At 47.8% G+C, this 24,980-nt stretch carries 22 protein-coding genes and 1 pseudogene; 14 read left to right on the top strand and 9 right to left on the bottom strand.

Annotated elements, in window-relative coordinates; all coding sequences use genetic code 11:
• The first annotated feature begins 114 nt into the window (after positions 1–114).
• The 4 genes from bluR to iraM all read left to right on the top strand — a co-directional run bounded on the left by bluR (position 115) and on the right by iraM (position 3,133).
• Positions 115–846 (top strand): DNA-binding transcriptional repressor BluR, encoded by a 732-nt coding sequence (gene bluR / locus QUF14_RS07225; RefSeq protein ID WP_000332296.1) that lies wholly within the window; start codon positions 115–117, stop codon positions 844–846.
• A 220-nt stretch (positions 847–1,066) separates the two neighbouring features.
• Positions 1,067–1,471 carry a DUF1398 domain-containing protein gene (locus tag QUF14_RS07220; protein ID WP_000373091.1) on the top strand — a complete coding sequence of 135 codons (405 nt, stop codon included), beginning with the start codon at positions 1,067–1,069 and terminating at the stop codon, positions 1,469–1,471.
• Between the two features lie 830 nt (positions 1,472–2,301).
• Positions 2,302–2,562 carry a biofilm development regulator YmgB/AriR family protein gene (locus QUF14_RS07215; protein ID WP_001354918.1) on the top strand — a complete coding sequence of 87 codons (261 nt, stop codon included), beginning with the start codon at positions 2,302–2,304 and terminating at the stop codon, positions 2,560–2,562.
• A gap of 247 nt (positions 2,563–2,809) precedes the next feature.
• A complete protein-coding gene (iraM, locus tag QUF14_RS07210) occupies positions 2,810–3,133 on the top strand; it encodes an anti-adapter protein IraM (RefSeq protein ID WP_000649798.1) in 324 nt (107 codons plus the stop codon).
• A 732-nt stretch (positions 3,134–3,865) separates the two neighbouring features.
• On the opposite strand, the gene trkG is transcribed toward iraM, so the two are convergent.
• The 4 genes and pseudogenes from trkG to icd form a co-directional block, all read right to left on the bottom strand.
• Positions 3,866–5,323, bottom strand: a complete 1,458-nt coding sequence (gene trkG / locus QUF14_RS07205; RefSeq protein WP_001360580.1) for a Trk system potassium transporter TrkG — start codon at positions 5,321–5,323, stop codon at positions 3,866–3,868.
• A gap of 249 nt (positions 5,324–5,572) precedes the next feature.
• Positions 5,573–5,962, bottom strand: a pseudogene (locus tag QUF14_RS07200) (transposase); the annotation flags it as partial.
• A gap of 312 nt (positions 5,963–6,274) precedes the next feature.
• Positions 6,275–7,642, bottom strand: coding sequence for a hypothetical protein (locus QUF14_RS07195; protein ID WP_000258473.1), 1,368 nt, complete (start codon positions 7,640–7,642; stop codon positions 6,275–6,277).
• Between the two features lie 385 nt (positions 7,643–8,027).
• Positions 8,028–9,278: an NADP-dependent isocitrate dehydrogenase gene (icd, locus tag QUF14_RS07190; RefSeq protein WP_000444487.1), complete on the bottom strand. Its 1,251-nt coding sequence runs from the start codon at positions 9,276–9,278 to the stop codon at positions 8,028–8,030.
• A gap of 171 nt (positions 9,279–9,449) precedes the next feature.
• Here icd and rluE point away from each other — a divergent pair, with 171 nt between their 5' ends.
• The 8 genes from rluE to roxA all read left to right on the top strand — a co-directional run bounded on the left by rluE (position 9,450) and on the right by roxA (position 17,281).
• Entirely contained in the window at positions 9,450–10,103 is a 654-nt protein-coding gene (rluE, locus tag QUF14_RS07185) for a 23S rRNA pseudouridine(2457) synthase RluE (protein ID WP_001248700.1), read from the top strand.
• 9 nt (positions 10,104–10,112) lie between these two features.
• Positions 10,113–10,574 (top strand): phosphatase NudJ, encoded by a 462-nt coding sequence (nudJ, locus tag QUF14_RS07180; RefSeq protein WP_000476077.1) that lies wholly within the window; start codon positions 10,113–10,115, stop codon positions 10,572–10,574.
• Positions 10,575–10,627: 53 nt separating this feature from the next.
• Complete coding sequence (mnmA, locus tag QUF14_RS07175) at positions 10,628–11,734, top strand: tRNA 2-thiouridine(34) synthase MnmA (RefSeq protein WP_001353282.1); 1,107 nt, start codon at positions 10,628–10,630, stop codon at positions 11,732–11,734.
• Between the two features lie 34 nt (positions 11,735–11,768).
• Positions 11,769–12,410, top strand: coding sequence for a high frequency lysogenization protein HflD (gene hflD / locus QUF14_RS07170; protein ID WP_001297479.1), 642 nt, complete (start codon positions 11,769–11,771; stop codon positions 12,408–12,410).
• Positions 12,411–12,413: 3 nt separating this feature from the next.
• Positions 12,414–13,784 carry an adenylosuccinate lyase gene (gene purB / locus QUF14_RS07165; protein WP_000423751.1) on the top strand — a complete coding sequence of 457 codons (1,371 nt, stop codon included), beginning with the start codon at positions 12,414–12,416 and terminating at the stop codon, positions 13,782–13,784.
• A gap of 168 nt (positions 13,785–13,952) precedes the next feature.
• Entirely contained in the window at positions 13,953–14,624 is a 672-nt protein-coding gene (phoP, locus tag QUF14_RS07160) for a two-component system response regulator PhoP (protein ID WP_001265481.1), read from the top strand.
• Entirely contained in the window at positions 14,624–16,084 is a 1,461-nt protein-coding gene (phoQ, locus tag QUF14_RS07155) for a two-component system sensor histidine kinase PhoQ (RefSeq protein ID WP_000735412.1), read from the top strand. The genes phoP and phoQ overlap by 1 nt, the downstream gene beginning before the upstream one ends.
• 75 nt (positions 16,085–16,159) lie before the next feature.
• Positions 16,160–17,281 (top strand): [50S ribosomal protein L16]-arginine 3-hydroxylase, encoded by a 1,122-nt coding sequence (roxA, locus tag QUF14_RS07150; RefSeq protein WP_001354917.1) that lies wholly within the window; start codon positions 16,160–16,162, stop codon positions 17,279–17,281.
• A 48-nt stretch (positions 17,282–17,329) separates the two neighbouring features.
• Here roxA and pepT read toward each other — a convergent pair whose 3' ends face one another.
• Positions 17,330–18,556, bottom strand: a complete 1,227-nt coding sequence (gene pepT / locus QUF14_RS07145; RefSeq protein ID WP_000359451.1) for a peptidase T — start codon at positions 18,554–18,556, stop codon at positions 17,330–17,332.
• Between the two features lie 249 nt (positions 18,557–18,805).
• Here pepT and potA point away from each other — a divergent pair, with 249 nt between their 5' ends.
• Together potA and potB are read left to right on the top strand one after the other, a co-directional pair.
• Positions 18,806–19,942: a spermidine/putrescine ABC transporter ATP-binding protein PotA gene (potA, locus tag QUF14_RS07140; protein ID WP_000531596.1), complete on the top strand. Its 1,137-nt coding sequence runs from the start codon at positions 18,806–18,808 to the stop codon at positions 19,940–19,942.
• Positions 19,926–20,789: a spermidine/putrescine ABC transporter permease PotB gene (gene potB / locus QUF14_RS07135; RefSeq protein WP_000799405.1), complete on the top strand. Its 864-nt coding sequence runs from the start codon at positions 19,926–19,928 to the stop codon at positions 20,787–20,789. The genes potA and potB overlap by 17 nt, the downstream gene beginning before the upstream one ends.
• Positions 20,790–21,023: 234 nt before the next feature.
• Here the strand turns inward: potB and QUF14_RS07130 are convergent, their stop codons facing one another.
• The 4 genes from QUF14_RS07130 to QUF14_RS07115 all read right to left on the bottom strand — a co-directional run bounded on the left by QUF14_RS07130 (position 21,024) and on the right by QUF14_RS07115 (position 24,951).
• On the bottom strand, positions 21,024–21,596 hold the full coding sequence (locus QUF14_RS07130) for a DUF4376 domain-containing protein (RefSeq protein ID WP_047662523.1): 573 nt from the start codon (positions 21,594–21,596) through the stop codon (positions 21,024–21,026).
• Positions 21,597–21,610: 14 nt separating this feature from the next.
• The gene (locus QUF14_RS07125) at positions 21,611–23,701 is read right to left on the bottom strand and encodes a prophage tail fiber N-terminal domain-containing protein (RefSeq protein ID WP_286333498.1); all 2,091 of its coding nucleotides are present in this window, start codon (positions 23,699–23,701) and stop codon (positions 21,611–21,613) included.
• A 90-nt stretch (positions 23,702–23,791) separates the two neighbouring features.
• Complete coding sequence (locus QUF14_RS07120; protein ID WP_000017388.1) at positions 23,792–24,583, bottom strand: hypothetical protein; 792 nt, start codon at positions 24,581–24,583, stop codon at positions 23,792–23,794.
• Positions 24,580–24,951, bottom strand: a complete 372-nt coding sequence (locus tag QUF14_RS07115; protein ID WP_047089024.1) for a hypothetical protein — start codon at positions 24,949–24,951, stop codon at positions 24,580–24,582. Before QUF14_RS07115 ends, QUF14_RS07120 begins: the two co-directional genes overlap by 4 nt.
• Positions 24,952–24,980 lie beyond the last annotated feature (29 nt).

The following is a 24,980-nucleotide window of genomic DNA, read 5'->3' as shown; positions in this document are numbered from 1 at the left end:
TTATCCAATTTAGCTGAAATCTTATTTATACTTTGTACAATTTTAGCGTATATTGTACAAAGTATTATTGGGTCGTGTACAGGCGACGGAGATTTATGAGCGCAAGGAGGAATTGTGGCTTATTACAGCATTGGTGATGTTGCTGAACGTTGCGGGATTAATCCTGTCACTCTCCGGGCTTGGCAACGCCGCTACGGTTTGTTAAAACCACAGCGCAGTGAAGGCGGACACCGACTCTTTGATGAAGAAGACATACAACGCATCGAAGAGATCAAGCGTTGGATAAGTAATGGCGTCCCTGTAGGCAAAGTTAAAGCATTACTGGAAACCACCAGCCAGGATACGGAAGATGACTGGAGCCGCCTGCAAGAAGAGATGATGTCAATTCTTCGTATGGCTAATCCTGCCAAACTACGCGCGAGAATTATTTCACTGGGTCGAGAGTACCCGGTAGATCAATTGATTAATCATGTTTACCTTCCTGTTCGTCAGCGTCTCGTGCTTGATCACAACACCTCCCGCATTATGAGCAGTATATTTGACGGCGCATTAATTGAATACGCAGCAGCCTCACTTTTCGAAACGCGCCGTAAGCCCGGTAAAGAAGCCATTCTGATGGCGTGGAATGTTGAAGAGAGAGCACGATTGTGGCTGGAAGCATGGCGTTTATCATTGTCAGGATGGCATATTTCTGTCCTTGCTGATCCCATTGAATCGCCGCGCCCGGAACTGTTCCCGACGCAAACATTGATTGTCTGGACTGGCATGGCACCAACGAGAAGGCAAAACGAACTATTACAACACTGGGGTGAGCAAGGTTATAACGTCATCTTTCATGCCCCCTAATTTCACCTTTATCCCGCCCCTTAGACAGAATCTTATAATCTGAACCCACAACAGCGTTTGTACCGGAGCTGATCCGTTGCAAAATGCTCACCGGGAGAATTCAGGTAATCCCCCTTTCACACTTTGTACATATCACAGCCAAAGGACAGACCAGCTTGAAGTGAGAAAACCGATCGTGCACACTACGCACTCTCACAACTAACAAAAGGTTATTATCCTGATGGATCAGGTCGTTGTTTTTCAAAAGATGTTTGAAAAAGTGAGAAAAGAGCAAAACTTCTCCTGGTTTTATTCAGAATTAAAACATCACCGTATTGCACATTACATTTATTATCTGGCTACGGATAACATCAGAATTATTACTCACGATGAAACAGTTTTGTTATTAAGAGGAAACCGTAGCCTGTTAAAAGTCAGTACAACCAAAAATCCAGAAAAAATTAAAGAGGCGGCATTGCTTCATATTTCTGGGAACTCTACATTTTGGGAGTATTGTACAACACTGGCAAGTGCTGGCGTTTTCCGCTGGGTAACCGATGTTAATAACAATAAACGCGGCTACTACGCTATTGATAATACGCTGTTGTATGTTGAAGATGTGGAAAATAACAAGCCATTAATCTAGCAAAGTTTTAACACATAAGAGAACTATCATAATTCAGTAAAATAACAAAAAAGAGGTCTTTCTATGACTTATCAGAACTCCCTTTTTATTGTTATCCATAATTGTTCAGCCGACCAATACTATAAATCTGACATTTGACATGCCTCCTTTGCCGTTCTGATACGTTACTTGTATTACAGTTATCAAACCCACAAATACAACGGGCGTGTTATATGCCCGTTCAATACTTAATAGGTATAGCGTTAACATATTCTTGATAGCATGTATTGCATACCTCCAGCCTTAGAGTTATCTCCGGCTAACTCCACCAAACATGGCTGCACACAGCCAGATAAGAACGCTTGCGCGCATCTGGATATCATACCGCTGCTGGAACTGTTTCTTAATCATCCTACCTTATTAGACCTATTCGATACTGGCCATTATGAAGGACGCAAAGTAAGCGCTTTTTATGCGTTTTTGCTGAGTTATCATCACGTTACCTTAATATTATCAGGAACGAGTTAACGCTGCTCATAACGGTCAAACCGATACTATAAAGCCCAATAATTGAAACCTTTTCATCATGTCAGGAAGATAGTCATCCTTATGATCTTTATATAAAAAAGCCAACCATGGGGTTGGCAAAGTGGCACAAACCAGCATAAAAGCTATGCTTTGTTTACAAATCTTCTTTGAATTAAATATATATCGTCCTGACTAAACAGAACTAAAACGGAATGAATTATTTAATCATGTTACTAAATTTCATTTTGTTTAGCCTCTGTTGAGATCCCTTGTTTTAAATTTCATTTAGATAAAATTCTTAATTAAATCCTTGGGAGTCAATTATGTCTATGCAAAGTCAAGGAATGAACTTTGAAATGAACCTATACGCATATTTGAATAAATATGATAGTCGGCTTTCAGAAGAAAAACTTGCAATTGATAAGGCAGTTAGAGATTTATATCTTTGCAACGAACACGTGGATAACAAGAGCATTATACTGAAATTGCTCTCATTTTTATCATCTGCTGATGACATTGTTGAAAAAGATATTATCAGGAATGCTTTGGAAGTGGTGCTTCTTTTTACATTAGACGATATTTAAGTCATCTCAGGAGTTTTAATACACGAAGAGTGCCCGGATACTAGCGATTATATTCATATTTAATTATTAGTGCGGGGAAAGAGATTATGCATTGGCATATTTCTCTAACGTCCGTGATAGAAAAAAACTTTAAATATAAATAAAGAACAAACCACCTTTGCATTCAACCTCATCTGAGCTGACTATAGTACAAATTATATTGATATTCTTTATCAACATCATTGGAACAGAAGAATAAGGCGAAGAAATGAAGTGTATAGTAATTGATACTGTAATACAACCTTCGTGTGGTATATATTTTTCAGTCATATGGAGCGATATGAAAATGATCATTTGGTATCGTTCAAATATATTTCTCCCACCTGGCAGCATATTTACAGTTATTAAGTCAGGTATTATACTCGAGGATAAAGAATATCCGATCAGTATTTTTAACGTGGCGCTATTCAACAAAAATTTATGGAATTTAATCAAAAATAGTCAAGAGTGTCCTACAGAATCAAACAAAATTACGAATAAATGCATGCATAAGCATTGCATTATGCAAATATGTCCACATGGTCTCAAGTAATGGGGGTTATTTAACCTTCCCTATATGCTATAGATAAATCTACCAAAAACTGCCCCTTCGTAGAGGGGCGCTATGATTTTGTTTTATTTGAAGGCATGGTGCTGAATGTATTCGTTGAATCCAGATTCAACACCTGAAGCTGCACTTAACCCATAATACTTGTTTCTGGTTCCTCTACCGAGTGGTCAAACAATGATATGTATGTGACGTCAGAGTTTATTTTTTTAGTGTTTAATGCTATTAATTTAACGTAGTTACCTATCTTTTTTCTACCTTCTGAACTAACCTTAGGTTTCAACGTAACCGGCAGGAGGGGCTATCCCCAATCTTAAATTTTGCTGCCCGATTTGCTCAAGCCAAAGTTTTAATTTTACAACCTATAAACCTGAGTTAAATCAACCTCATGGTGCTGTCTGTTCCCGCTGTGTAACAAGACTCACTGCAACATCTTGCATTCCTAAACTTCGCAGAAGGCGATGGGCAAAAACTGTACTGTAATGTTATTTCGATGTCTCTTATGGTAAATAGGAGGCATCGAGGCTAAGTGAGCAGCCTGCTTGCTTCTCAATCCTGGATACTATCAGCATTCACGCAGATGAAATGATGATATTTCGCGTAAGAAAGAGGCATTTTTTTATCAACTTCACATCGGAGATGGTAATAATCCTATGGGTCCAGTCCATATGAGGGGGCAACATACTATAAAATTCACAATCATAAATTAACTATATATCAAGAACGCCAAAAAAATCCTGAAAATAGTATAATAACAGGGTAAATTTCAAGTCGACCAAGAATCATAGCAATACACATGAGATATTTTGCAATATCATTAAGAACACCGAATGAGGATGCGGTAGCCCCAAAACCCAGCCCCATATTATTAATGCATGCAGCGACTGTCGCAAATGATGTAAGGAAATCATATCCCATACCATTTAGCACCAGTATAAAAAACACTGTAAAGAAAGTATAAAGAAAAAAGAAACTCCATACAGACCTCATTACGCGGTCTGTAACAATCTTCCCTCCTACATTTACACTAAGCAATGCTCTGGGATGAGAAAGCTGATTTATTTCGTGTTTACTTTGTTTAAAAAGTATAAGAAATCTAAGTGATTTAATTCCGCCGCACGTTGAGCCTATACATCCCCCAAAAAAACTTGACAGCAGCAAAAAAACTATCGTATGTGTGGGCCAGTTTGAATAATCCTGCGTAGCTAAACCATTATCAGTGAGCATGGAGCTAGCAAGAAAAAACGAATGAACAACACTTCCAGTTAAGTCATACATACCTATATGCCAGACCTGGAAAGAGGTAACAATGATAACACCTGAAGCTATTAACAAAAAGAAACGAAGTTCAACATCTCTGAGTAAGGGTTTTATTGTTTTCCTGCTTATAACAACATACCAAAGAGTGAAGTTGAAAGCCGATAACAGAGAAAAAGAGCCCGCCACCAGTTCAATCAAATAATTATTGAAATAGCCGATACTCTCACTATGAGTTGAAAAACCGCCAAGAGAAACTGTAGAAAGTCCATGACAAATAGCATCAAACAAAGGCATTCCTGCAAGTCGATAACAAACAATACAAGCAATGCCTAATAAAGAATAAGTTATCCAAAGTGTCCGCGACGTATCAGCCAAGCGTGGAGTCAGTTTGTCATCCTTAAATGGCCCTGGCATTTCTGACTGATAAAGTTTTGCACCACCAATACCCAATAATGGCAACACAGCAACTGCCAGAACAATAACCCCTAAACCGCCTATAAAATTTAATTGTGACCGGTAGAACAAATATGCCCGAGATAATGAACTGACATCATCAATTACTGTTGCTCCTGTTGTTGTTATTCCGGAAACCCCTTCAAACAGCGCGTCAGCAAACGTTAAATTAAGCTCTGAATCAATCCATAATGGAAATGCGCTAATAATAGAAAATAAAATCCAAAACATTACAATTATAATAAACCCATCACGGGTGCGTAATTGAATGCCAGATTTTTTAGTGGTATACCACGCTCCGCCACCAATACAAAAAAATATAACAAAAGTAATAAAAAAAACGAACAAGCTTTTTTCTTTATAAAACAATGCTACAACCATTGGTGGTAACATTGAAAGACTATAGAGCCAGACCAAGAACCCACACATATGAGTTACAACTCTTACATGAGATGTATTCATATCCAAATGTTCTTTCAATTATAACCACCTTACTGCAATGTCATGATTATACTGTATAAATTTAACTCTTCTTAGATCTTACTTCACTGGTCCTTATGAAACAATCAGCAAAATGAATCTTATTATAACACTGTTCGGTTATGTATTGTTGAGCCTTCCCGCTGGGCCTGCATCATTACAAGTCGCTCCCTATGGGGCTTTGTCGAATAAATAATTTTTCGGTAAGTATCCCCTGAGCAGGTTGTATCTTCAGGCAGTATGAACACTTTCTGGCATACCTACCTTCGTCATTATGTTCAGCGTATGCACCATGACCAAAGCCTCTGCAACCGGCCGATCATAATCTAGCAACATCAGAGAACCTCAGAATAACTGTTTTACCCTGTACATTGCCGTTTCCGCTATTGAGCAACGATTGTAATCTTTTGTCCATTTTCACCGGGAATTACCCTCGGTCAATCGCTGATACGCGACTGCACAGTTACGGTCGGCATACTCACCGGGCCAGTAACCCGCTCCTTTTTGGGGTGGGATGAGCGCGCTGATTTTCACACGGCGCAGCTGCTCGTAACAGAGCCGAGAGGCGTAAACTCCGTCTGCTGCTGTCCTGATTTTTTGATGGGTTTGCCGGATTAATCCGGCTACACCTCTACATCCGTTACGCTGAATGCTGAGGTCGCCCTTGGGAAGAAGGCATTGCTGACTTATACCAATCCGAAATCACCTCCTCGTGCAACCAGACAGGGAGGGGCCTCGGTTGATAAGAGCTCTGTTATTGATGTGCCAGTTGGTGATTCTAACTTTTGCTTTGTAACGGGACGAGCCGTGTTGGCAGATGATGTGTGGTCTGATCCTTAAACTCAGTAAAAGTACGATTTATTCAAAAAAGCCCCTCCACTATGATTTCGATTTAAGGGGCTGATGATTATGTAACGCGAATTTACCGGATCCTTACGAACCTTTCTTTATCCTGCTCTTGCCCCTTTCGGTAAGCCCATTCTCTGTCATGTATTTTCTGGCAGTGAATATATTAATGCTGTGGTCAGTACAAAACCCCTTAACACCCTTGATCTTTTCCCGCTGAACCTGGGGCATCTTCGACCATTCCCGGACGAGATTTTTGGTAACTCTGTTCCATTTCTCTGGTTTGTTCAGCTTCGCTCGGCCCACCCAGGTTAATCCGTCCTTGCTCAAATTCAGGTAATGACGTGCTGTGCACGGCCGGATGTTGTGGCTCTCACACCACTTATTGAAATCGACGTTGCGCCGCTCATCCGAGGTCATCATCGACCATTTCCGGATAACCTCGTAGGGAATGGGGAGCTTTATGGCAACTTTCGACCTTACCCTGACGCGACGTTGCGGGACTGTCTCATGTTTCGCACTCAGGTTTTCTTCCGACAGTGCGGAGAGGGAGGACCTGAAATCAAGTGATTCTGGCTGGTTATGTGACAACAGTGTCGCGGCAATGGCGTGAAATCGGGCACTATCCACACTTCCACAGACCTTCACACTGCCATCACTGACATCAATATTCACTAATTTGCTATTACTAATAGTTTTCGTGAAGGTGATGGTGTGGCCGGAAAAACAGAAACTAAACTTGAACGGCTCAGTGAAAAGCTTAGTGAGTTGCGGGTCAGCCCCCACCTCCGCCCGGTACGTAAACAGTGCATTCGTCATGGCAACTACCAGTTCGTTAGCCTCGTCCGTATTCTCGATGATTAAATTTTTCATCTGATTCAGAATTTTCTCGCTGCTCTGGAGCAGCAGCAGGGGCCGGGGCAATGTCGCGCCCATGGCGAGGTTGGAGTAGCATGGCGTTAGCATGTAATTCACTCCTTCCCGTTGTTTTTCTTCTGTGATAGAAGGGCTGAAATCATCTATTCCGGGCTGGCGACTGCGTGAGACCAGTGTTGTGACAAAGGCGTTAAACAGATAACAATCAGCATAGCCACAGGCACTCCTCCCATCCTTGCTGACCATAATATTCACGCAATTGTCCCCATTAAAATCCATATGCGTGTTGGTGAAGGTAATGGTGTGGTCGGAAAAACTAAAACTGAACGACTCAGGAATTTGCAGACCACGCGCCCTAGGCATGTCTGGATTATCCGGCAGTTTAGCCATCTGATTTGGCTGCAGTGCGGTCGCCATGACAGCCGCCAGTTCGTTAATCTGGTCAGAACTCATCGTGCTACAGTCCGTATTTCTGTGAATTAAATTTATCATCTCCCGCAGATGAGTCCTGCAACTTTCCTGGCTCTGCAGGAGCTGGGACAGTGTCACAGCCGCGTTAATGCGGCATGGTGTTACCATATAATACAATCCTTTTTCTCAGGGGGGTTGATATTCCGGATCGTGCCGTGTTTGCCCACGGCTCCCCCTGGAGAGCTGCAGACCTGTTTATTTAACTCGCACAGCGCCGGGGCCTGTCAGCAAACAGGGAGCATAACCGTCGTGCCATTAAATGCCAGACGGGAGATCATTATTATTTTATTAATACAGATCCGTTGCATTCCGGTCTTTACCGCAGTTTAAAAGAAAAGAGAATAGGGACTTAGGCAGTAGAGCAGTCATTGGACAGACCACACTACCCCAAACTAGCAGGGGAGTTTTGATAAAATTTTGATAACCGTTAGCAGGCTAACAAAAGACAACGGGCGTGTTATACGCCCGTTACAGTTTTTAACACATGCAGAAATTACATATTCTTGATGATCGCATCACCAAACTCTGAACATTTCAGCAGTTTAGCGCCTTCCATCAGACGTTCGAAGTCGTAAGTTACGGTCTTGGCGTTGATTGCGCCTTCCATGCCTTTAACAATCAGGTCTGCGGCTTCAGTCCAGCCCATATGGCGCAGCATCATCTCAGCGGAGAGGATAATAGAGCCTGGGTTAACTTTGTCCTGACCAGCATACTTCGGCGCAGTACCGTGGGTGGCTTCAAACAGCGCGCATTCGTCACCGATGTTTGCGCCTGGGGCGATACCGATACCGCCAACCTGCGCTGCCAGAGCATCAGAAATGTAGTCACCGTTGAGGTTCATACAGGCGATAACGTCGTATTCAGCCGGACGCAGCAGGATCTGTTGCAGGAATGCGTCAGCAATCACGTCTTTAATGACGATCTCTTTGCCGGTGTTCGGGTTTTTGACTTTCAGCCACGGGCCGCCGTCGATCAGTTCACCGCCAAACTCTTCACGCGCCAGCTGGTAACCCCAGTCTTTAAACGCGCCTTCGGTGAACTTCATGATGTTACCTTTGTGCACCAGGGTCACAGAGTCACGGTCGTTAGCAATTGCGTATTCGATCGCGGCACGAACCAGACGTTTGGTGCCCTCTTCAGAACACGGCTTAATACCGATACCGCAATGTTCCGGGAAGCGAATTTTCTTCACACCCATCTCTTCACGCAGGAATTTAATCACTTTCTCAGCGTCGGCAGAATCAGCTTTCCATTCGATACCCGCATAAATGTCTTCCGAGTTTTCACGGAAGATAACCATATCGGTCAGTTCAGGATGTTTAACCGGGCTTGGGGTGCCCTGATAGTAACGTACCGGACGCAGGCAGATGTAGAGATCCAGTTCCTGGCGCAGAGCTACGTTGAGAGAACGAATACCGCCGCCAACCGGAGTGGTCAGAGGGCCTTTAATGGCAACGCGATATTCACGAATCAGATCAAGGGTTTCAGCAGGCAGCCAGACGTCCTGACCATAAACCTGTGTGGATTTTTCACCGGTGTAAATTTCCATCCAGGAGATTTTACGCTCGCCTTTATAGGCTTTCTCGACTGCAGCGTCGACCACTTTCAGCATGGCTGGGGTTACATCTACACCGATTCCATCACCTTCAATGTAAGGGATAATCGGATTTTCAGGAACGTTGAGTTTGCCGTTTTGCAGGGTGATCTTCTTGCCTTGTGCCGGAACAACTACTTTACTTTCCATTCACCTCTCCTTCGAGCGCTACTGGTTTGCTCGTCTGCCACCACGTTGCATATGCGTTTGCGTCCTGCGATACGGATGCTTTAGAGCAATTTTTTGTTAATGATTTGTAATTGGCTTGTCAATACTACCCTATTGTTTGCCGTCATGAAAGATGCGCGTTATTAGGCTATAATGCGGCAATTCATAATCTCTGAAAATACCATGCAAAAAACTTCTTTTAGAAATCACCAGGTTAAGCGATTCAGCTCGCAACGTTCTACCAGGCGAAAACCTGAAAACCAGCCCACGCGTGTGATCCTGTTCAATAAACCCTACGATGTTCTTCCGCAGTTCACCGATGAAGCCGGACGCAAAACATTAAAAGAATTCATCCCGGTTCAGGGAGTGTATGCGGCAGGTCGTCTCGACCGCGACAGCGAAGGGTTACTGGTACTGACCAATAACGGCGCTTTGCAGGCGCGTTTAACCCAGCCGGGTAAACGTACCGGGAAAATCTATTATGTACAGGTAGAAGGTATTCCCACACAAGACGCCCTTGAAGCGTTGCGCAATGGCGTAACCTTAAATGATGGCCCTACCCTGCCCGCAGGTGCGGAGATGGTTGAGGAGCCGGAATGGTTATGGCCCCGTAATCCGCCAATTCGTGAACGAAAAAGTATTCCCACCAGCTGGCTTAAGATCACCTTATATGAAGGACGTAATCGCCAGGTGCGCCGCATGACCGCCCATGTTGGTTTTCCCACGCTGCGACTGATTCGCTATGCGATGGGTGATTACTCTTTGGAAAATCTTGCCAATGGCGAATGGCGAGAAGCGACAGATTAAGGACGCAAAATGTTTAAACCGCACGTTACCGTTGCCTGCGTGGTGCACGCAGAGGGCAAATTTTTAATCGTTGAAGAGACGATTAATGGTAAAGCGTTATGGAACCAGCCCGCCGGGCATCTGGAAGCCGATGAAACCTTAGTGGAAGCCGCCGCCCGTGAGCTGTGGGAAGAGACGGGCATCAGCGCGCAACCGCAACATTTTATCCGCATGCATCAGTGGATTGCGCCGGATAAAACGCCGTTTTTGCGCTTCCTGTTTGCCATTGAGCTTGAGCAAATATGTCCAACCCAGCCCCATGACAGCGATATCGACTGCTGCCGTTGGGTCAGCGCCGATGAGATTTTACAGGCCTCAAATCTGCGCTCGCCGCTGGTGGCGGAAAGTATTCGTTGTTATCAAAGTGGGCAACGCTATCCGCTGGAGATGATTGGCGATTTTAACTGGCCTTTTACAAAGGGTGTCATCTAAAAGGCTGCGTGATAGAATACGCCGCCTTGAAGTTCAATGTCGTGAGTGATCCAATGTCTGAAACCGCAAAAAAAGTAATCGTCGGCATGTCCGGCGGTGTCGATTCCTCCGTTTCTGCCTGGCTGTTGCAACAACAGGGATATCAGGTCGAAGGCCTGTTTATGAAGAACTGGGAAGAAGACGACGGTGAGGAATATTGCACAGCGGCAGCGGATCTGGCTGATGCCCAGGCTGTCTGCGACAAGCTCGGCATTGAACTGCACACCGTTAACTTTGCTGCCGAGTACTGGGACAACGTCTTCGAACTGTTCCTTGCCGAATATAAAGCCGGTCGCACGCCGAATCCGGATATTCTGTGCAACAAAGAGATCAAATTTAAAGCTTTCCTCGAATTTGCCGCTGAAGATTTAGGTGCCGATTATATCGCTACCGGTCATTACGTACGTCGGGCAGATGTCGATGGCAAGAGCCGCCTGCTGCGTGGTCTGGACAGCAATAAAGACCAGAGCTACTTCCTTTATACGCTCAGCCATGAGCAGATTGCGCAAAGCCTGTTCCCGGTCGGCGAACTGGAAAAACCGCAGGTGCGTAAGATTGCTGAAGATCTCGGTCTGGTCACCGCGAAGAAAAAAGATTCTACCGGTATCTGTTTTATCGGCGAGCGTAAATTCCGCGAGTTCCTGGGCCGTTATCTCCCTGCGCAACCGGGCAAAATCATTACCGTCGATGGCGATGAAATCGGCGAGCACCAGGGGCTGATGTATCACACACTCGGTCAGCGTAAAGGTCTGGGTATCGGTGGCACCAAAGAAGGCACCGAAGAACCGTGGTATGTGGTCGATAAAGACGTCGAAAACAACATTCTGATTGTTGCGCAGGGCCATGAACACCCGCGTCTGATGTCTGTCGGTCTGATTGCCCAGCAGCTGCACTGGGTCGATCGCGAACCCTTCACCGGCACTATGCGTTGCACGGTAAAAACCCGCTATCGCCAGACCGACATCCCATGCACCGTCAAGGCGCTGGACGACGATCGCATTGAAGTGATTTTTGATGAACCCGTTGCCGCCGTGACGCCGGGCCAGTCTGCCGTCTTCTATAACGGTGAAGTGTGCCTCGGTGGCGGTATTATTGAGCAGCGTCTGCCGCTGCCGGTCTGATTATTATCTTTACTTAAACAAGGAAGCAGTGAACGTGGCAAAGAATTACTATGACATCACCCTCGCCCTGGCCGGTATTTGTCAGTCGGCACGCCTGGTGCAACAACTCGCTCACCAGGGGCATTGTGATGCCGATGCGCTACACGTCTCACTCAACAGTATTATCGATATGAACCCCAGCTCCACGCTGGCGGTTTTTGGTGGCAGCGAAGCTAACCTGCGCGTCGGGCTGGAAACATTGCTCGGCGTGCTCAACGCCAGCAGTCGCCAGGGCTTAAATGCTGAGTTAACCCGCTACACCCTTAGCCTGATGGTGCTTGAGCGCAAACTTTCCTCAGCGAAAGGTGCGCTCGACACTCTGGGCAACCGCATCAACGGCCTGCAACGTCAGCTCGAACACTTCGATCTACAGTCCGAAACGCTGATGAGCGCGATGGCCGCTATTTATGTTGATGTGATTAGCCCGCTAGGCCCGCGCATTCAGGTCACCGGATCTCCTGCTGTACTGCAAAGCCCACAGGTGCAGGCGAAAGTCCGCGCCACCCTGCTGGCAGGCATTCGCGCCGCCGTGCTCTGGCACCAGGTCGGCGGCGGACGTCTACAACTGATGTTTTCTCGTAATCGCCTGACCACTCAGGCAAAACAAATTCTTGCTCATTTAACCCCGGAGTTGTGATCTATGGAATTATCCTCACTGACCGCCGTTTCCCCTGTCGATGGACGCTACGGCGATAAAGTCAGCGCGCTGCGCGGGATTTTCAGCGAATATGGTTTGCTGAAATTCCGTGTACAAGTTGAAGTACGTTGGCTGCAAAAACTGGCCGCGCACGCAGCGATCAAGGAAGTTCCTGCTTTTGCTGCCGACGCAATCGGTTACCTTGATACAATTGTCGCCAGTTTCAGCGAAGAAGATGCAGCACGCATCAAAACCATCGAGCGTACCACTAACCACGACGTTAAAGCGGTTGAGTATTTCCTGAAAGAAAAAGTGGCCGATATCCCGGAACTGCACGCAGTTTCTGAATTCATCCACTTTGCCTGTACTTCGGAAGATATCAATAACCTCTCCCACGCGTTGATGCTGAAAACCGCGCGTGATGAAGTGATCCTGCCATACTGGCGTCAACTGATTGATGGCATTAAAGATCTCGCCGTTCAGTATCGCGATATCCCGCTGCTGTCCCGTACCCACGGTCAGCCAGCCACGCCGTCAACCATCGGTAAAGAGATGGCAAACGTTGCCTACCGCATGGAACGTCAGTACCGCCAGCTTAATCAGGTGGAGATCCTCGGCAAAATCAACGGCGCTGTCGGCAACTATAATGCCCACATCGCGGCTTACCCGGAAGTTGACTGGCATCAGTTCAGCGAAGAGTTCGTCACCTCGCTGGGTATTCAGTGGAACCCGTACACTACCCAGATCGAACCGCACGACTACATCGCCGAGCTGTTTGATTGCGTTGCGCGTTTCAACACCATTCTGATCGACTTCGACCGTGACGTCTGGGGTTATATCGCCCTTAACCACTTCAAGCAGAAAACCATTGCTGGTGAGATTGGTTCTTCCACTATGCCGCACAAGGTTAACCCAATCGACTTCGAAAACTCCGAAGGTAATCTGGGGCTTTCTAACGCGGTGTTGCAGCACCTGGCAAGCAAACTGCCGGTTTCCCGCTGGCAGCGTGACCTGACCGACTCTACCGTACTGCGTAACCTCGGCGTGGGTATCGGTTATGCCTTAATTGCGTATCAATCCACCCTGAAAGGCGTGAGCAAACTGGAAGTGAACCGTGACCATCTGCTGGAGGAACTGGATCACAACTGGGAAGTGCTGGCTGAGCCAATCCAGACAGTTATGCGTCGCTATGGCATCGAAAAACCGTACGAAAAGCTGAAAGAGCTGACTCGCGGTAAGCGCGTTGACGCCGAAGGCATGAAGCAATTTATCGACGGTCTGGCGCTGCCAGAAGAAGAGAAAGCCCGCCTGAAAGCGATGACGCCGGCAAACTACATTGGTCGCGCCATCACGATGGTTGATGAGCTGAAATAAGCCTCAAATCAGTGCCGGATGGCGATGCTGTCCGGCCTGCTTATTAAGATTATCCGCTTTTTATTTTTTCTCTTTACCTCCCCTCCCCGCTGGTTTATTTAATGTTTACCCCCATAACGACATAATCGCGTTACACTATTTTAATAATTAAAACAGGGAGAATGAAAAATGCGCGTACTGGTTGTTGAAGACAATGCGTTGTTACGTCACCATCTTAAAGTTCAGATTCAGGATGCAGGTCATCAGGTCGATGACGCAGAAGATGCCAAAGAAGCCGATTATTATCTCAATGAGCATTTACCGGATATTGCGATTGTCGATCTCGGTTTGCCTGACGAGGACGGTCTGTCATTGATTCGCCGCTGGCGCAGTAATGATGTTTCACTGCCGATTCTGGTATTAACCGCCCGTGAAAGCTGGCAGGACAAAGTCGAAGTATTAAGTGCTGGCGCTGATGATTACGTGACTAAACCGTTTCATATTGAAGAGGTGATGGCGCGAATGCAGGCATTAATGCGGCGTAATAGCGGTCTGGCTTCACAGGTCATTTCGCTACCACCGTTTCAGGTTGATCTCTCCCGCCGTGAATTATCTATTAATGACGAAGTGATCAAACTGACCGCATTCGAATACACCATTATGGAAACGTTGATACGCAATAATGGCAAAGTGGTCAGCAAAGATTCGTTAATGCTACAACTCTACCCGGATGCGGAGCTGCGGGAAAGCCATACCATTGATGTACTGATGGGACGTCTGCGCAAAAAAATTCAGGCACAATATCCGCAAGAAGTGATTACCACCGTTCGCGGCCAGGGCTATCTGTTCGAATTGCGCTGATGAAAAAATTACTGCGTCTTTTTTTCCCGCTCTCGCTGCGGGTACGTTTTCTGTTAGCAACGGCAGCAGTAGTATTGGTGCTTTCGCTTGCCTACGGAATGGTTGCGCTGATCGGTTATAGCGTCAGTTTCGATAAAACCACGTTTCGGCTGTTACGTGGCGAGAGCAATCTGTTCTATACCCTTGCGAAGTGGGAAAATAATAAATTGCATGTCGAGTTACCCGAAAATATCGACAAGCAAAGCCCCACCATGACGCTAATTTATGATGAGAACGGGCAGCTTTTATGGGCGCAACGTGACGTTCCCTGGCTGATGAAAATGATCCAGCCTGACTGGCTGAAATCGAATGGTTTTCATGAAATTGAAGCGGATGTTAACGATACCAGCCTCTTGCTGAGTGGAGATCATTCGATACAGCAACAGTTGCAGGAAGTGCGGGAAGATGATGACGACGCGGAGATGACCCACTCGGTGGCGGTAAACGTCTATCCGGCAACATCGCGGATGCCAAAGTTAACCATTGTAGTGGTGGATACCATTCCGGTGGAGCTAAAAAGTTCCTATATGGTCTGGAGCTGGTTTATCTATGTGCTCTCAGCCAATCTGCTGTTAGTGATCCCACTGCTGTGGGTAGCCGCCTGGTGGAGTTTACGTCCCATCGAGGCCCTGGCAAAAGAAGTCCGCGAACTGGAAGAACATAACCGCGAATTGCTCAATCCTGCCACAACACGAGAACTGACCAGTCTGGTACGAAACCTGAACCGACTGTTAAAAAGTGAACGCGAACGTTACGACAAATATCGTACGACGCTCACCGACCTGACCCATAGTCTGAAAACGCCACTGGCGGTGCTGCAAAGTACGCTGCGTTCTCTGCGTAGTGAGAAGATGAGCGTCAGTGATGCTGAGCCGGTGATGCTGGAGCAAATCAGCCGCATTTCACAGCAAATTGGCTACTACCTGCATCGTGCCAGTATGCGCGGTGGGACATTGCTTAGCCGCGAGCTGCATCCGGTCGCCCCACTGCTGGATAATCTCACCTCGGCGTTGAACAAGGTGTATCAACGCAAAGGGGTCAATATCTCTCTCGATATTTCGCCAGAGATCAGCTTTGTTGGTGAGCAGAACGATTTTGTCGAGGTGATGGGCAACGTGCTGGATAACGCCTGTAAATATTGCCTCGAGTTTGTCGAAATATCTGCAAGGCAAACCGACGAGCATCTCTATATTGTGGTCGAGGATGATGGCCCCGGTATTCCATTAAGCAAGCGAGAGGTCATTTTCGACCGTGGTCAACGGGTTGATACTTTACGCCCTGGGCAAGGTGTAGGGCTGGCGGTAGCCCGCGAAATCACCGAGCAGTATGAGGGTAAAATCGTCGCCGGAGAGAGCATGCTGGGCGGTGCGCGGATGGAGGTGATTTTTGGTCGCCAGCATTCTGCGCCGAAAGATGAATAAATATGTCCATACTTCACGCATTACGTTAAGCATCCGTTATAATCGGTTGCAGATACCAGCCTGTGGATGCTTAACATGGAATACCAACTCACTCTTAACTGGCCCGATTTTCTTGAACGTCACTGGCAGAAACGCCCGGTGGTGTTAAAACGCGGCTTTAATAATTTTATTGACCCGATCTCTCCAGACGAGTTGGCGGGTCTGGCGATGGAAAGCGAAGTCGACAGTCGACTGGTCAGTCACCAGGATGGCAAATGGCAGGTCAGCCACGGCCCGTTCGAAAGCTACGATCATCTCGGTGAAACCAACTGGTCGTTACTGGTACAGGCAGTGAACCACTGGCATGAGCCGACCGCCTCGCTGATGCGGCCGTTCCGTGAACTGCCGGACTGGCGTATTGATGACCTGATGATCTCTTTTTCCGTACCTGGCGGCGGCGTCGGCCCACATCTCGATCAGTACGACGTGTTTATCATTCAGGGTACCGGACGTCGTCGCTGGCGAGTGGGCGAAAAGCTGCAAATGAAACAGCACTGCCCGCACCCGGATCTGTTACAGGTCGATCCGTTCGAAGCCATTATTGATGAAGAACTGGAGCCAGGCGATATTCTTTATATTCCGCCAGGATTCCCCCATGAAGGCTACGCGCTGGAAAATGCGATGAACTATTCCGTCGGTTTTCGCGCACCAAATACGCGGGAACTGATTAGCGGATTTGCCGATTATGTGCTGCAACGTGAACTGGGCGGCAACTACTACAGCGATCCTGATGTTCCACCTCGCGCTCATCCTGCGGACGTTCTGCCGCAAGAGATGGATAAACTGCGTGAGATGATGCTCGAATTGATCAACCAGCCGGAACACTTTAAGCAATGGTTTGGCGAGTTTATATCCCAGTCACGTCATGAACTGGATATCGCGCCGCCGGAGCCGCCTTATCAGCCGGATGAAATCTACGATGCGCTGAAACAAGGTGATGTGCTGGTGCGCCTGGGTGGTCTGCGCGTATTGCGCATTGGCGACGACGTGTATGCCAATGGTGAGAAGATCGATTCCCCGCACCGTCCGGCACTGGATGCGCTCGCCAGCAACATTGCGCTGACCGCGGAGAATTTTGGCGATGCGCTGGAAGATCCGTCATTCCTCGCAATGCTCGCGGCGCTGGTCAATAGCGGATACTGGTTCTTCGAAGGGTAAGTTTGGATTTAAGCCGGATGCGGCATCACATGCCGCATCCCTTTTCGCTTACTTCCGTTGCGCCGTCAACTCGGCAATACGGACGATTACCTGCACCGCTTTTTCCATACCTTCCAGAGTCACAAACTCATGCTTACCATGATAGTTGTAACCGCCAGTGAACAGGTTCGGGCACGGTAATCCCATAAACGACAACTGCGCGCCGTCGGTACCGCCGCGGATCGGTTTCAGTTCCGGTTCAATATCGCAGTCACGCATCGCCTGCTGGGCGATATCGAGAATATGCGGATGCTCAACCACTTTCTCGCGCATATTGTAGTAACTGTCTTCAATCACCAGTTCAATGTAGCAATCAGGATGTAACCCTTTGCCCACTTTTTTGGCGATCTCCATCATTTTACGTTTACGCGCTTCAAACTGTTTACGGTCGAAATCACGGATGATGTAGTGCATATCGGCCCGTTCAACGGTGCCTTTCATGCTCGCCAGGTGATAGAAACCTTCATAGCCTTCTGTCATTTCCGGGCTTTCATTTGCCGGAACTTCCGCATGAATACGTGCCGCCAGCGAAAGCGCATTTACCATCACTCCTTTCGCCGTGCCCGGGTGAACATTGTTACCGACAATTTTGATATTGACCGACGCGGCGTTGAAGTTTTCAAACTCCAGTTCGCCTACGCCACCACCATCAACGGTGTAAGCCCAGCGGGCATCGAAGGCGTCAACATCAAAATGTTTCGCCCCTTTGCCCACTTCTTCATCCGGGGTAAAGGCGACGCGAATATCACCATGCGGAATGTTTTTTTGTTGTAATACCGCCAGCGCGGTCATGATTTCTGCAATACCTGCTTTGTCATCGGCACCTAACAAGGTTTTACCATCGGTGGTAATCAGCGTCTGACCCAGTAGCTGATGCAGCACCGGGAACATAACCGGTGATAAAACTTCATCGCCGATACCCAGCGCAATATCGCCACCGCGATAGTTTTCAACAATTTGCGGATTCACATTTTTGCCGCTGCAATCCGGTGAGGTATCCACATGAGAAATAAAGCCAATCGCCGGGATATCGCCAGGGACGTTAGCCGGTAACGTCGCCATCAAAGTGCCCTTCTCACTTAAGGTCACATTGATAAGCCCCATCTCTTCGAGCTGCTCTTTCAGCAGATGCAATAACTTCCATTGGCCTTCCGTGCTGGGAACCTGTCTCACCCCTGCCTTTGATTGGGTATCCAGAGACACGTAGTTCAAAAATCGCTCAAGTAGTTTATCCATGTAGTCACCCTCACTTTTTGTGACAACATTATTAAGAAGCAAGAAAAGACAAATATTGCGTCAGGTCACTTTTAGCCCTGCAAGCGGGAATATTTATCAGCATTACCTTAATGAATATAAAGCTAAGCCAGTAATTCACAACAAAGATTGGCGATTCAAGCGGTTTGCCGTAGAATTACCGCCCTCATTAAGAGTCACCAAGGTGGTTAACCACAAACCCCGCATCGGTAAGCCATCCGTTGCGTTTACATGGGACAGAGTAAAAAATTGAATAAACAACCGAGTTCGCTTTCACCGCTGGTGCAATTGGCGGGAATTCGCAAATGCTTTGATGGTAAAGAGGTCATTCCCCAGCTGGATCTGACTATCAACAATGGCGAGTTCCTCACGCTGCTTGGCCCTTCTGGCTGCGGTAAAACAACCGTTCTTCGCCTGATTGCAGGTCTGGAAACTGTTGATTCCGGACGCATCATGCTGGATAACGAGGACATCACCCACGTTCCGGCGGAAAACCGCTATGTGAACACTGTTTTCCAAAGCTACGCACTTTTCCCCCACATGACCGTGTTCGAAAATGTGGCCTTTGGGTTGCGCATGCAAAAAACCCCCGCTGCTGAAATTACGCCCCGCGTGATGGAAGCCCTGCGGATGGTGCAGCTGGAAACCTTCGCTCAACGTAAACCGCATCAGCTTTCTGGTGGTCAACAGCAACGCGTCGCCATTGCTCGCGCGGTGGTTAACAAGCCTCGTCTGTTGTTGCTGGATGAGTCGCTCTCAGCGCTGGATTACAAACTGCGCAAGCAAATGCAGAACGAGCTGAAAGCGTTACAGCGTAAGCTTGGCATTACATTCGTGTTCGTAACTCACGACCAGGAAGAAGCACTTACCATGTCGGACAGGATTGTGGTGATGCGCGATGGTCGCATTGAGCAAGACGGCACGCCGCGTGAAATCTACGAAGAGCCGAAAAACCTGTTTGTTGCTGGGTTTATCGGTGAAATCAATATGTTTAATGCCACGGTCATCGAACGTCTCGACGAGCAGCGCGTACGCGCCAACGTTGAAGGCCGCGAGTGTAATATCTACGTTAACTTCGGCGTTGAACCGGGGCAAAAACTGCATGTTCTGCTGCGCCCGGAAGACTTACGTGTTGAAGAGATTAACGACGACAACCACGCCGAAGGGCTGATTGGTTACGTTCGCGAGCGTAATTACAAAGGCATGACGCTGGAGTCGGTTGTTGAGCTGGAAAATGGCAAGATGGTGATGGTCAGCGAATTCTTCAATGAAGACGATCCTGACTTTGACCACTCTCTCGACCAAAAAATGGCCATTAATTGGGTAGAAAGCTGGGAGGTCGTACTGGCTGATGAAGAACACAAGTAAGTTCCAGAATGTAGTGATTGTCACTATTGTCGGTTGGCTTGTGTTGTTTGTCTTTCTGCCCAACCTGATGATCATTGGCACCAGCTTTTTGACCCGCGACGACGCCAGTTTCGTCAAAATGGTCTTTACGCTGGATAACTACACGCGTCTGCTCGATCCGCTCTATTTTGAAGTGCTATTGCACTCGCTGAATATGGCGCTGATCGCCACCCTCGCCTGCCTGGTGCTGGGCTATCCCTTTGCCTGGTTTCTGGCGAAGCTGCCACACAAGGTGCGTCCGCTGCTGCTGTTTCTGCTGATTGTTCCGTTCTGGACCAACTCATTGATTCGTATCTACGGGCTGAAAATTTTCCTCAGCACCAAAGGCTATCTCAACGAGTTTTTGCTCTGGCTGGGCGTTATCGATACACCAATTCGCATTATGTTCACGCCCAGTGCGGTGATAATCGGTCTGGTTTACATTCTGCTGCCGTTTATGGTGATGCCGCTGTACTCCAGTATCGAAAAACTGGATAAGCCGTTGCTTGAGGCGGCGCGCGATCTCGGTGCCAGCAAGTTGCAGACCTTTATCCGCATCATTATCCCACTGACGATGCCGGGAATTATTGCCGGATGTCTGCTGGTAATGCTGCCAGCGATGGGCCTGTTCTATGTGTCCGACCTGATGGGCGGTGCGAAAAACCTGCTGATCGGTAACGTCATCAAGGTACAGTTCCTCAATATTCGTGACTGGCCGTTTGGTGCAGCCACCAGCATTACGCTGACTATCGTAATGGGCCTGATGTTGCTGGTTTACTGGCGCGCTTCTCGTCTGCTGAATAAGAAGGTGAGCGAAATAGGTGATTAATCCTTTATATTCAATGAAATAAGTGCAATTTTTAATATCTTGATTGCTTAAAGCAACAATGTTGTGGATTTCATCAAAATCAATCAGTTACGTTCTAGTTTTGGAGAATGTTTTTTTAGGCTTTTTGTTAAAGGTTGTTATGCATAGACTCAATTAATAACCCTTGCCCTGCAGCCTCTCCCCGACAATTCCAATTGTCGGGGAGAGCTTCGAACGCTAGTCGCAGCTAATCTATTAGCAAATGCCAAACGCTCGAATTGAAGCCAAGTCATTCAGATTATTCAGTTGTTCCTTCATCTCACGCTGGCGTTCGTGGATTTTAAAGCCCTCCGCCACCATGGCCACCATCATGGCATCGTTCAGCGCAATAAGTTTCTCCCTGGTCAGTACGACGTTATTATTATCCGCATCAGTCCAGAAAAATCCCTCCGGAAGCAGTCCGGCCTGCGCTGCTGCAACCACGGGGGCAAGGCGTGACTGCGAGGTTTTTCCGCCATCAAAACGACGGCCATCAAACGTGAAAATAAACTCAACGTTTTCCTGACTGTCGCGCCATGCCTCAATTTCCCGCCTTTTTGCATCCTTTGCCGCTGCAATAAGTTCAGGCGTGACAGTGAACGGGGCGATTTCGCCCCATTTCCCGCTTTGCAGCTCCTGCCAGACATGCTGGCCTGTCGGGGCCGTGTCATCCTGTATGGCGGTATACAGGGCAAACTCCGTTTCACCTTCAAATAACACCTCGCAGTCAACCGCACCATTTTCAAGATAATGTGCGTTTCTGATGCCTTTCACCGCTCTGATTTTCATGCCTGATTTCCTCATTACTCAATGCGTACAAAAAGACCGATAAAGCCACGCTGAGTACCATAATTGTTACCCAGGCCCGAAAGCGCCGTGTAACGACCGGGGAAGTTGTATTCACCGGCACCGCCAATCACAACCTGCGGTGAGGATGCGTATGTCCCTGTATCACTAACCTGTGCACTCATGGCCAGAGGACCAAGACGGGAACCCGGCACAGTATCACCGAGTCCCAGAGAAGCATTTTCACCAAAACTTTCTCCCTGATATACCGCCATAATCGGCACACCGACGGCCGGGTATTGGTAATATGAGAACGGACCATTACCGGCGGTTGAGGACATCAGATATGCCAGGGAGTTGCCGTCATACACAATAAGGCTTGATGTTGCATTCCAGCTGTTACCACTGTAGCGATAACGCATACAATGTATGCTGTGCTCATCCTCGTAATACTGGTTGTAGTACAGCAGCATTTTGAATTTACGCGCTGAGTCTGAACCATCGTTATCAGAGGGTGACCACATCACATCAATGATACCGTTAAATTTCGTGGTGCCCACCAGCAGCGTGGAGGAGTCCGCAATACTGACCGCATAACGCCCCGGGGTGACTGTCTGCAGCCATATAACGAAATCAGCCTGTCCGTTAAATGACAGAGCTTCGGCGCTGGTGAATGCCTGTCCAAACCCATACATCCCGGACAGGGCCAGCCTGCCCGGTGTGCGGTCACGGATATCACTCTGGGGTTCCATCGTCGCAGCCGCGCTCAGCTCAAGCTCCGTGCGCATGGCTTCAGCCGTGTCATGCGCCAGCAATGCGCGGCCCTTCTCTGACAGCAGAGACAGTGAGGCATTCCCGTCTGTATTGAAGTACAGAAGATTATCTGCCCGTTGCGTCAGTGCGCTGATTGCCGTTAAGACGTCATTAAGCGGTTGTTTGCCTGCCAGCGCGTTTGTGATTGTCGTCGCAAAGTTCGGGTCATTGCCCAGCGCCGCTGCCAGCTCGTTCAGGGTGTCCAGAACTTCCGGCGATGAGCCAACCAGCGCAGCAAGCAGTTTGCGCACAAACGCTGCGTTCGCTGCTTCCAGACCGGCGGCATCATCCGGTGGGGTTGGGGTGGTTGGGGTGCCGGTGAAGGCCGGGCTGTCCAGTGGCGCTTTTGTTTTCGTCTCGTCCATGACGTCTTTGACAGCCTTTGGCGTGGCAGCCAGTTCCTCGCTGTCGTTGTCCGTATCACTACAGAGTTGCACCAGACCTTTTTCTGTCGTGCTGGCATTTGTTGCATTCAGGTCATCAACTATCTGCTGTGCCTCATCCCTGTACTGTTTCGCTTCCTGCGCATTGTCTGCACCTGCATCCTGGCTGTCTTTAGCCTGTCGGGCGTATTCAGCGGCGCTGTTTTCATGCCCGAGTGCAGCATTTGCTGCATTTTCCGCGCTGGTTGCAGCTGATGATGCGGCATTATGATAAAGGCGGGCACGTTCGGCGGCATCGACTGATTCGTCCCGCGCTGTGCCTGATGACTGTGCGCTGTTTTCTGCCTCACCCGCAAAACGTTCCGCATCATCACGGGCGGTGACCGTTGCCTCCACATCCTGCGCGGTCTGCTGTGCGTTTCCGGCTGCAGCTTCGGCGCTCTGCTGTGTCTGATTTTTTAGCTCTTCTGCCTCATCCTTACTAACCGCCGCAGATGTTGCTGCATTGATTGCATCATCAGCAGCTGTTTCTGCTCTCTCCCTGTCACTGACCACCTGCTCAGACAAGCGAACAACGGTATTTACCATTTCCTCAAAACGCTTCATTACCTCAGGGCGTAAATCACCCTCCTTTGGTGCATCCAGAAAAGCATTCAGCGTATCCGGCTCATCTGTCGGTGCAACATAAATTTCCCCCGCCTTTACAGTAGGATGCCCTGAGCGGGACAAAAATACATCATAAAATCCCGGCTCAGCATTAATAGTATACCCGCCATCACTTCCCGTAAGACAGGTTGCCACAATATTAACCACAACTGTCGGACTGGTTCTTCTGGCACGCAATTCAATCGCACAGTTTACGACAGGCTCACCCGCTCCGTCCTTCAGGACACCTGAAATCTTTACTGCCATATTCACCCCACAAAAAAGCCCGCCGGTTCCGGCGGGCTGTGATTACATTCAGATTTTCTGTTTCATTTTGCCGTGATTTCGTTACAGCACTTAACCGTTAACGTTCCTTATCTCCACAGGGTTATAATTCGTCGGTAAGCCGGATACATCCGCAACCATGACCTGGGTTTTCATTGAGCCAACCCAGCCTCCTGTCGGTGATATATCGAGATAAACACCTGTCGGTATTATGGATATATAGAGATTACCGTTACCGTCAAGATGACAACACTCATTATAGTAATATCCACCCTGTAAGGATGACTCAATCCAGCCCCTGCCCAGAGGCATTGATAATGCTGTGTTATTGACATCATCGGAAACATGCCCGACATTACTCCAGTTACTACCGCTCTCATGCCCTGAATGGTTTGGATATTGCGGTTCAAGCCATTTCACATCCCGTAATTTCAGAAAATACCACCCGGAATCAAATATAATTCCTCCTGAACCGTCAAACAGTTGCATACCGTATGAACTTCGCTCCGGCGGTATCCACTTGTCAAAAATATAATACTGAACCGTGCCAATATTTATATTCCACCATTTAAACACGTCTATACTTGTCACCGATATATATGTTCCGGGATTAACAAAATCAGGGGACAGCTTATTGACCCCGGTTTTTTGTGTCAGCCTCGAATTATTTGTATTCATCTTCAGAAACAATAAAGGACTGTTCATTCCGGTTGTTATCAGACTGATTGCGCTCGTCGTGTTCCCGCCGGAGATAAAATGACCATTACTGAACTGACCGGCACTTCGCAAAACATAATTCACATCTTCCGCATCTGCCACTGTCAGTCCATAGTCATTAATTAGCTGAATGCCATAACCGCTCATCGGTGGTAAACCCCACAATGAACATCCACACCGCCAACAGCCAGGAGATACCCCAAATCATCAGGATATGAAACATGTCTTGCTGTATAGGTTAAGGTGACGCTGTTACCGTTGATGATAATATCCGGTGCCACCGGATACCATACCCTGCCGGAAGGCACCGTAATCCCCTTCCGTGTCACACAATGTGTGAATGGGGTTCCATTGTTAAAACTGACACCAAATGTCACTGACCACGGGATATTTGATGCCAGTGCTTCAATGATCGGAACATGATATGAGAATAAACGTCTGCACATAATTGCAGACGTATCCGTAACCACCCTGCCCGTTGCATCCATGATTTGCCAGCCATATTGCAATGACATATTCGCTCCTCAGAATAACCTGCCCATTC

The organism is Escherichia sp. HH091_1A (assembly GCF_030295175.1).
GTDB lineage: Bacteria > Pseudomonadota > Gammaproteobacteria > Enterobacterales > Enterobacteriaceae > Escherichia > Escherichia coli_F.
The sequence above is the reverse complement of the archived record's forward strand: the minus strand, read 5'-3'. Positions and strand labels throughout refer to the sequence as shown.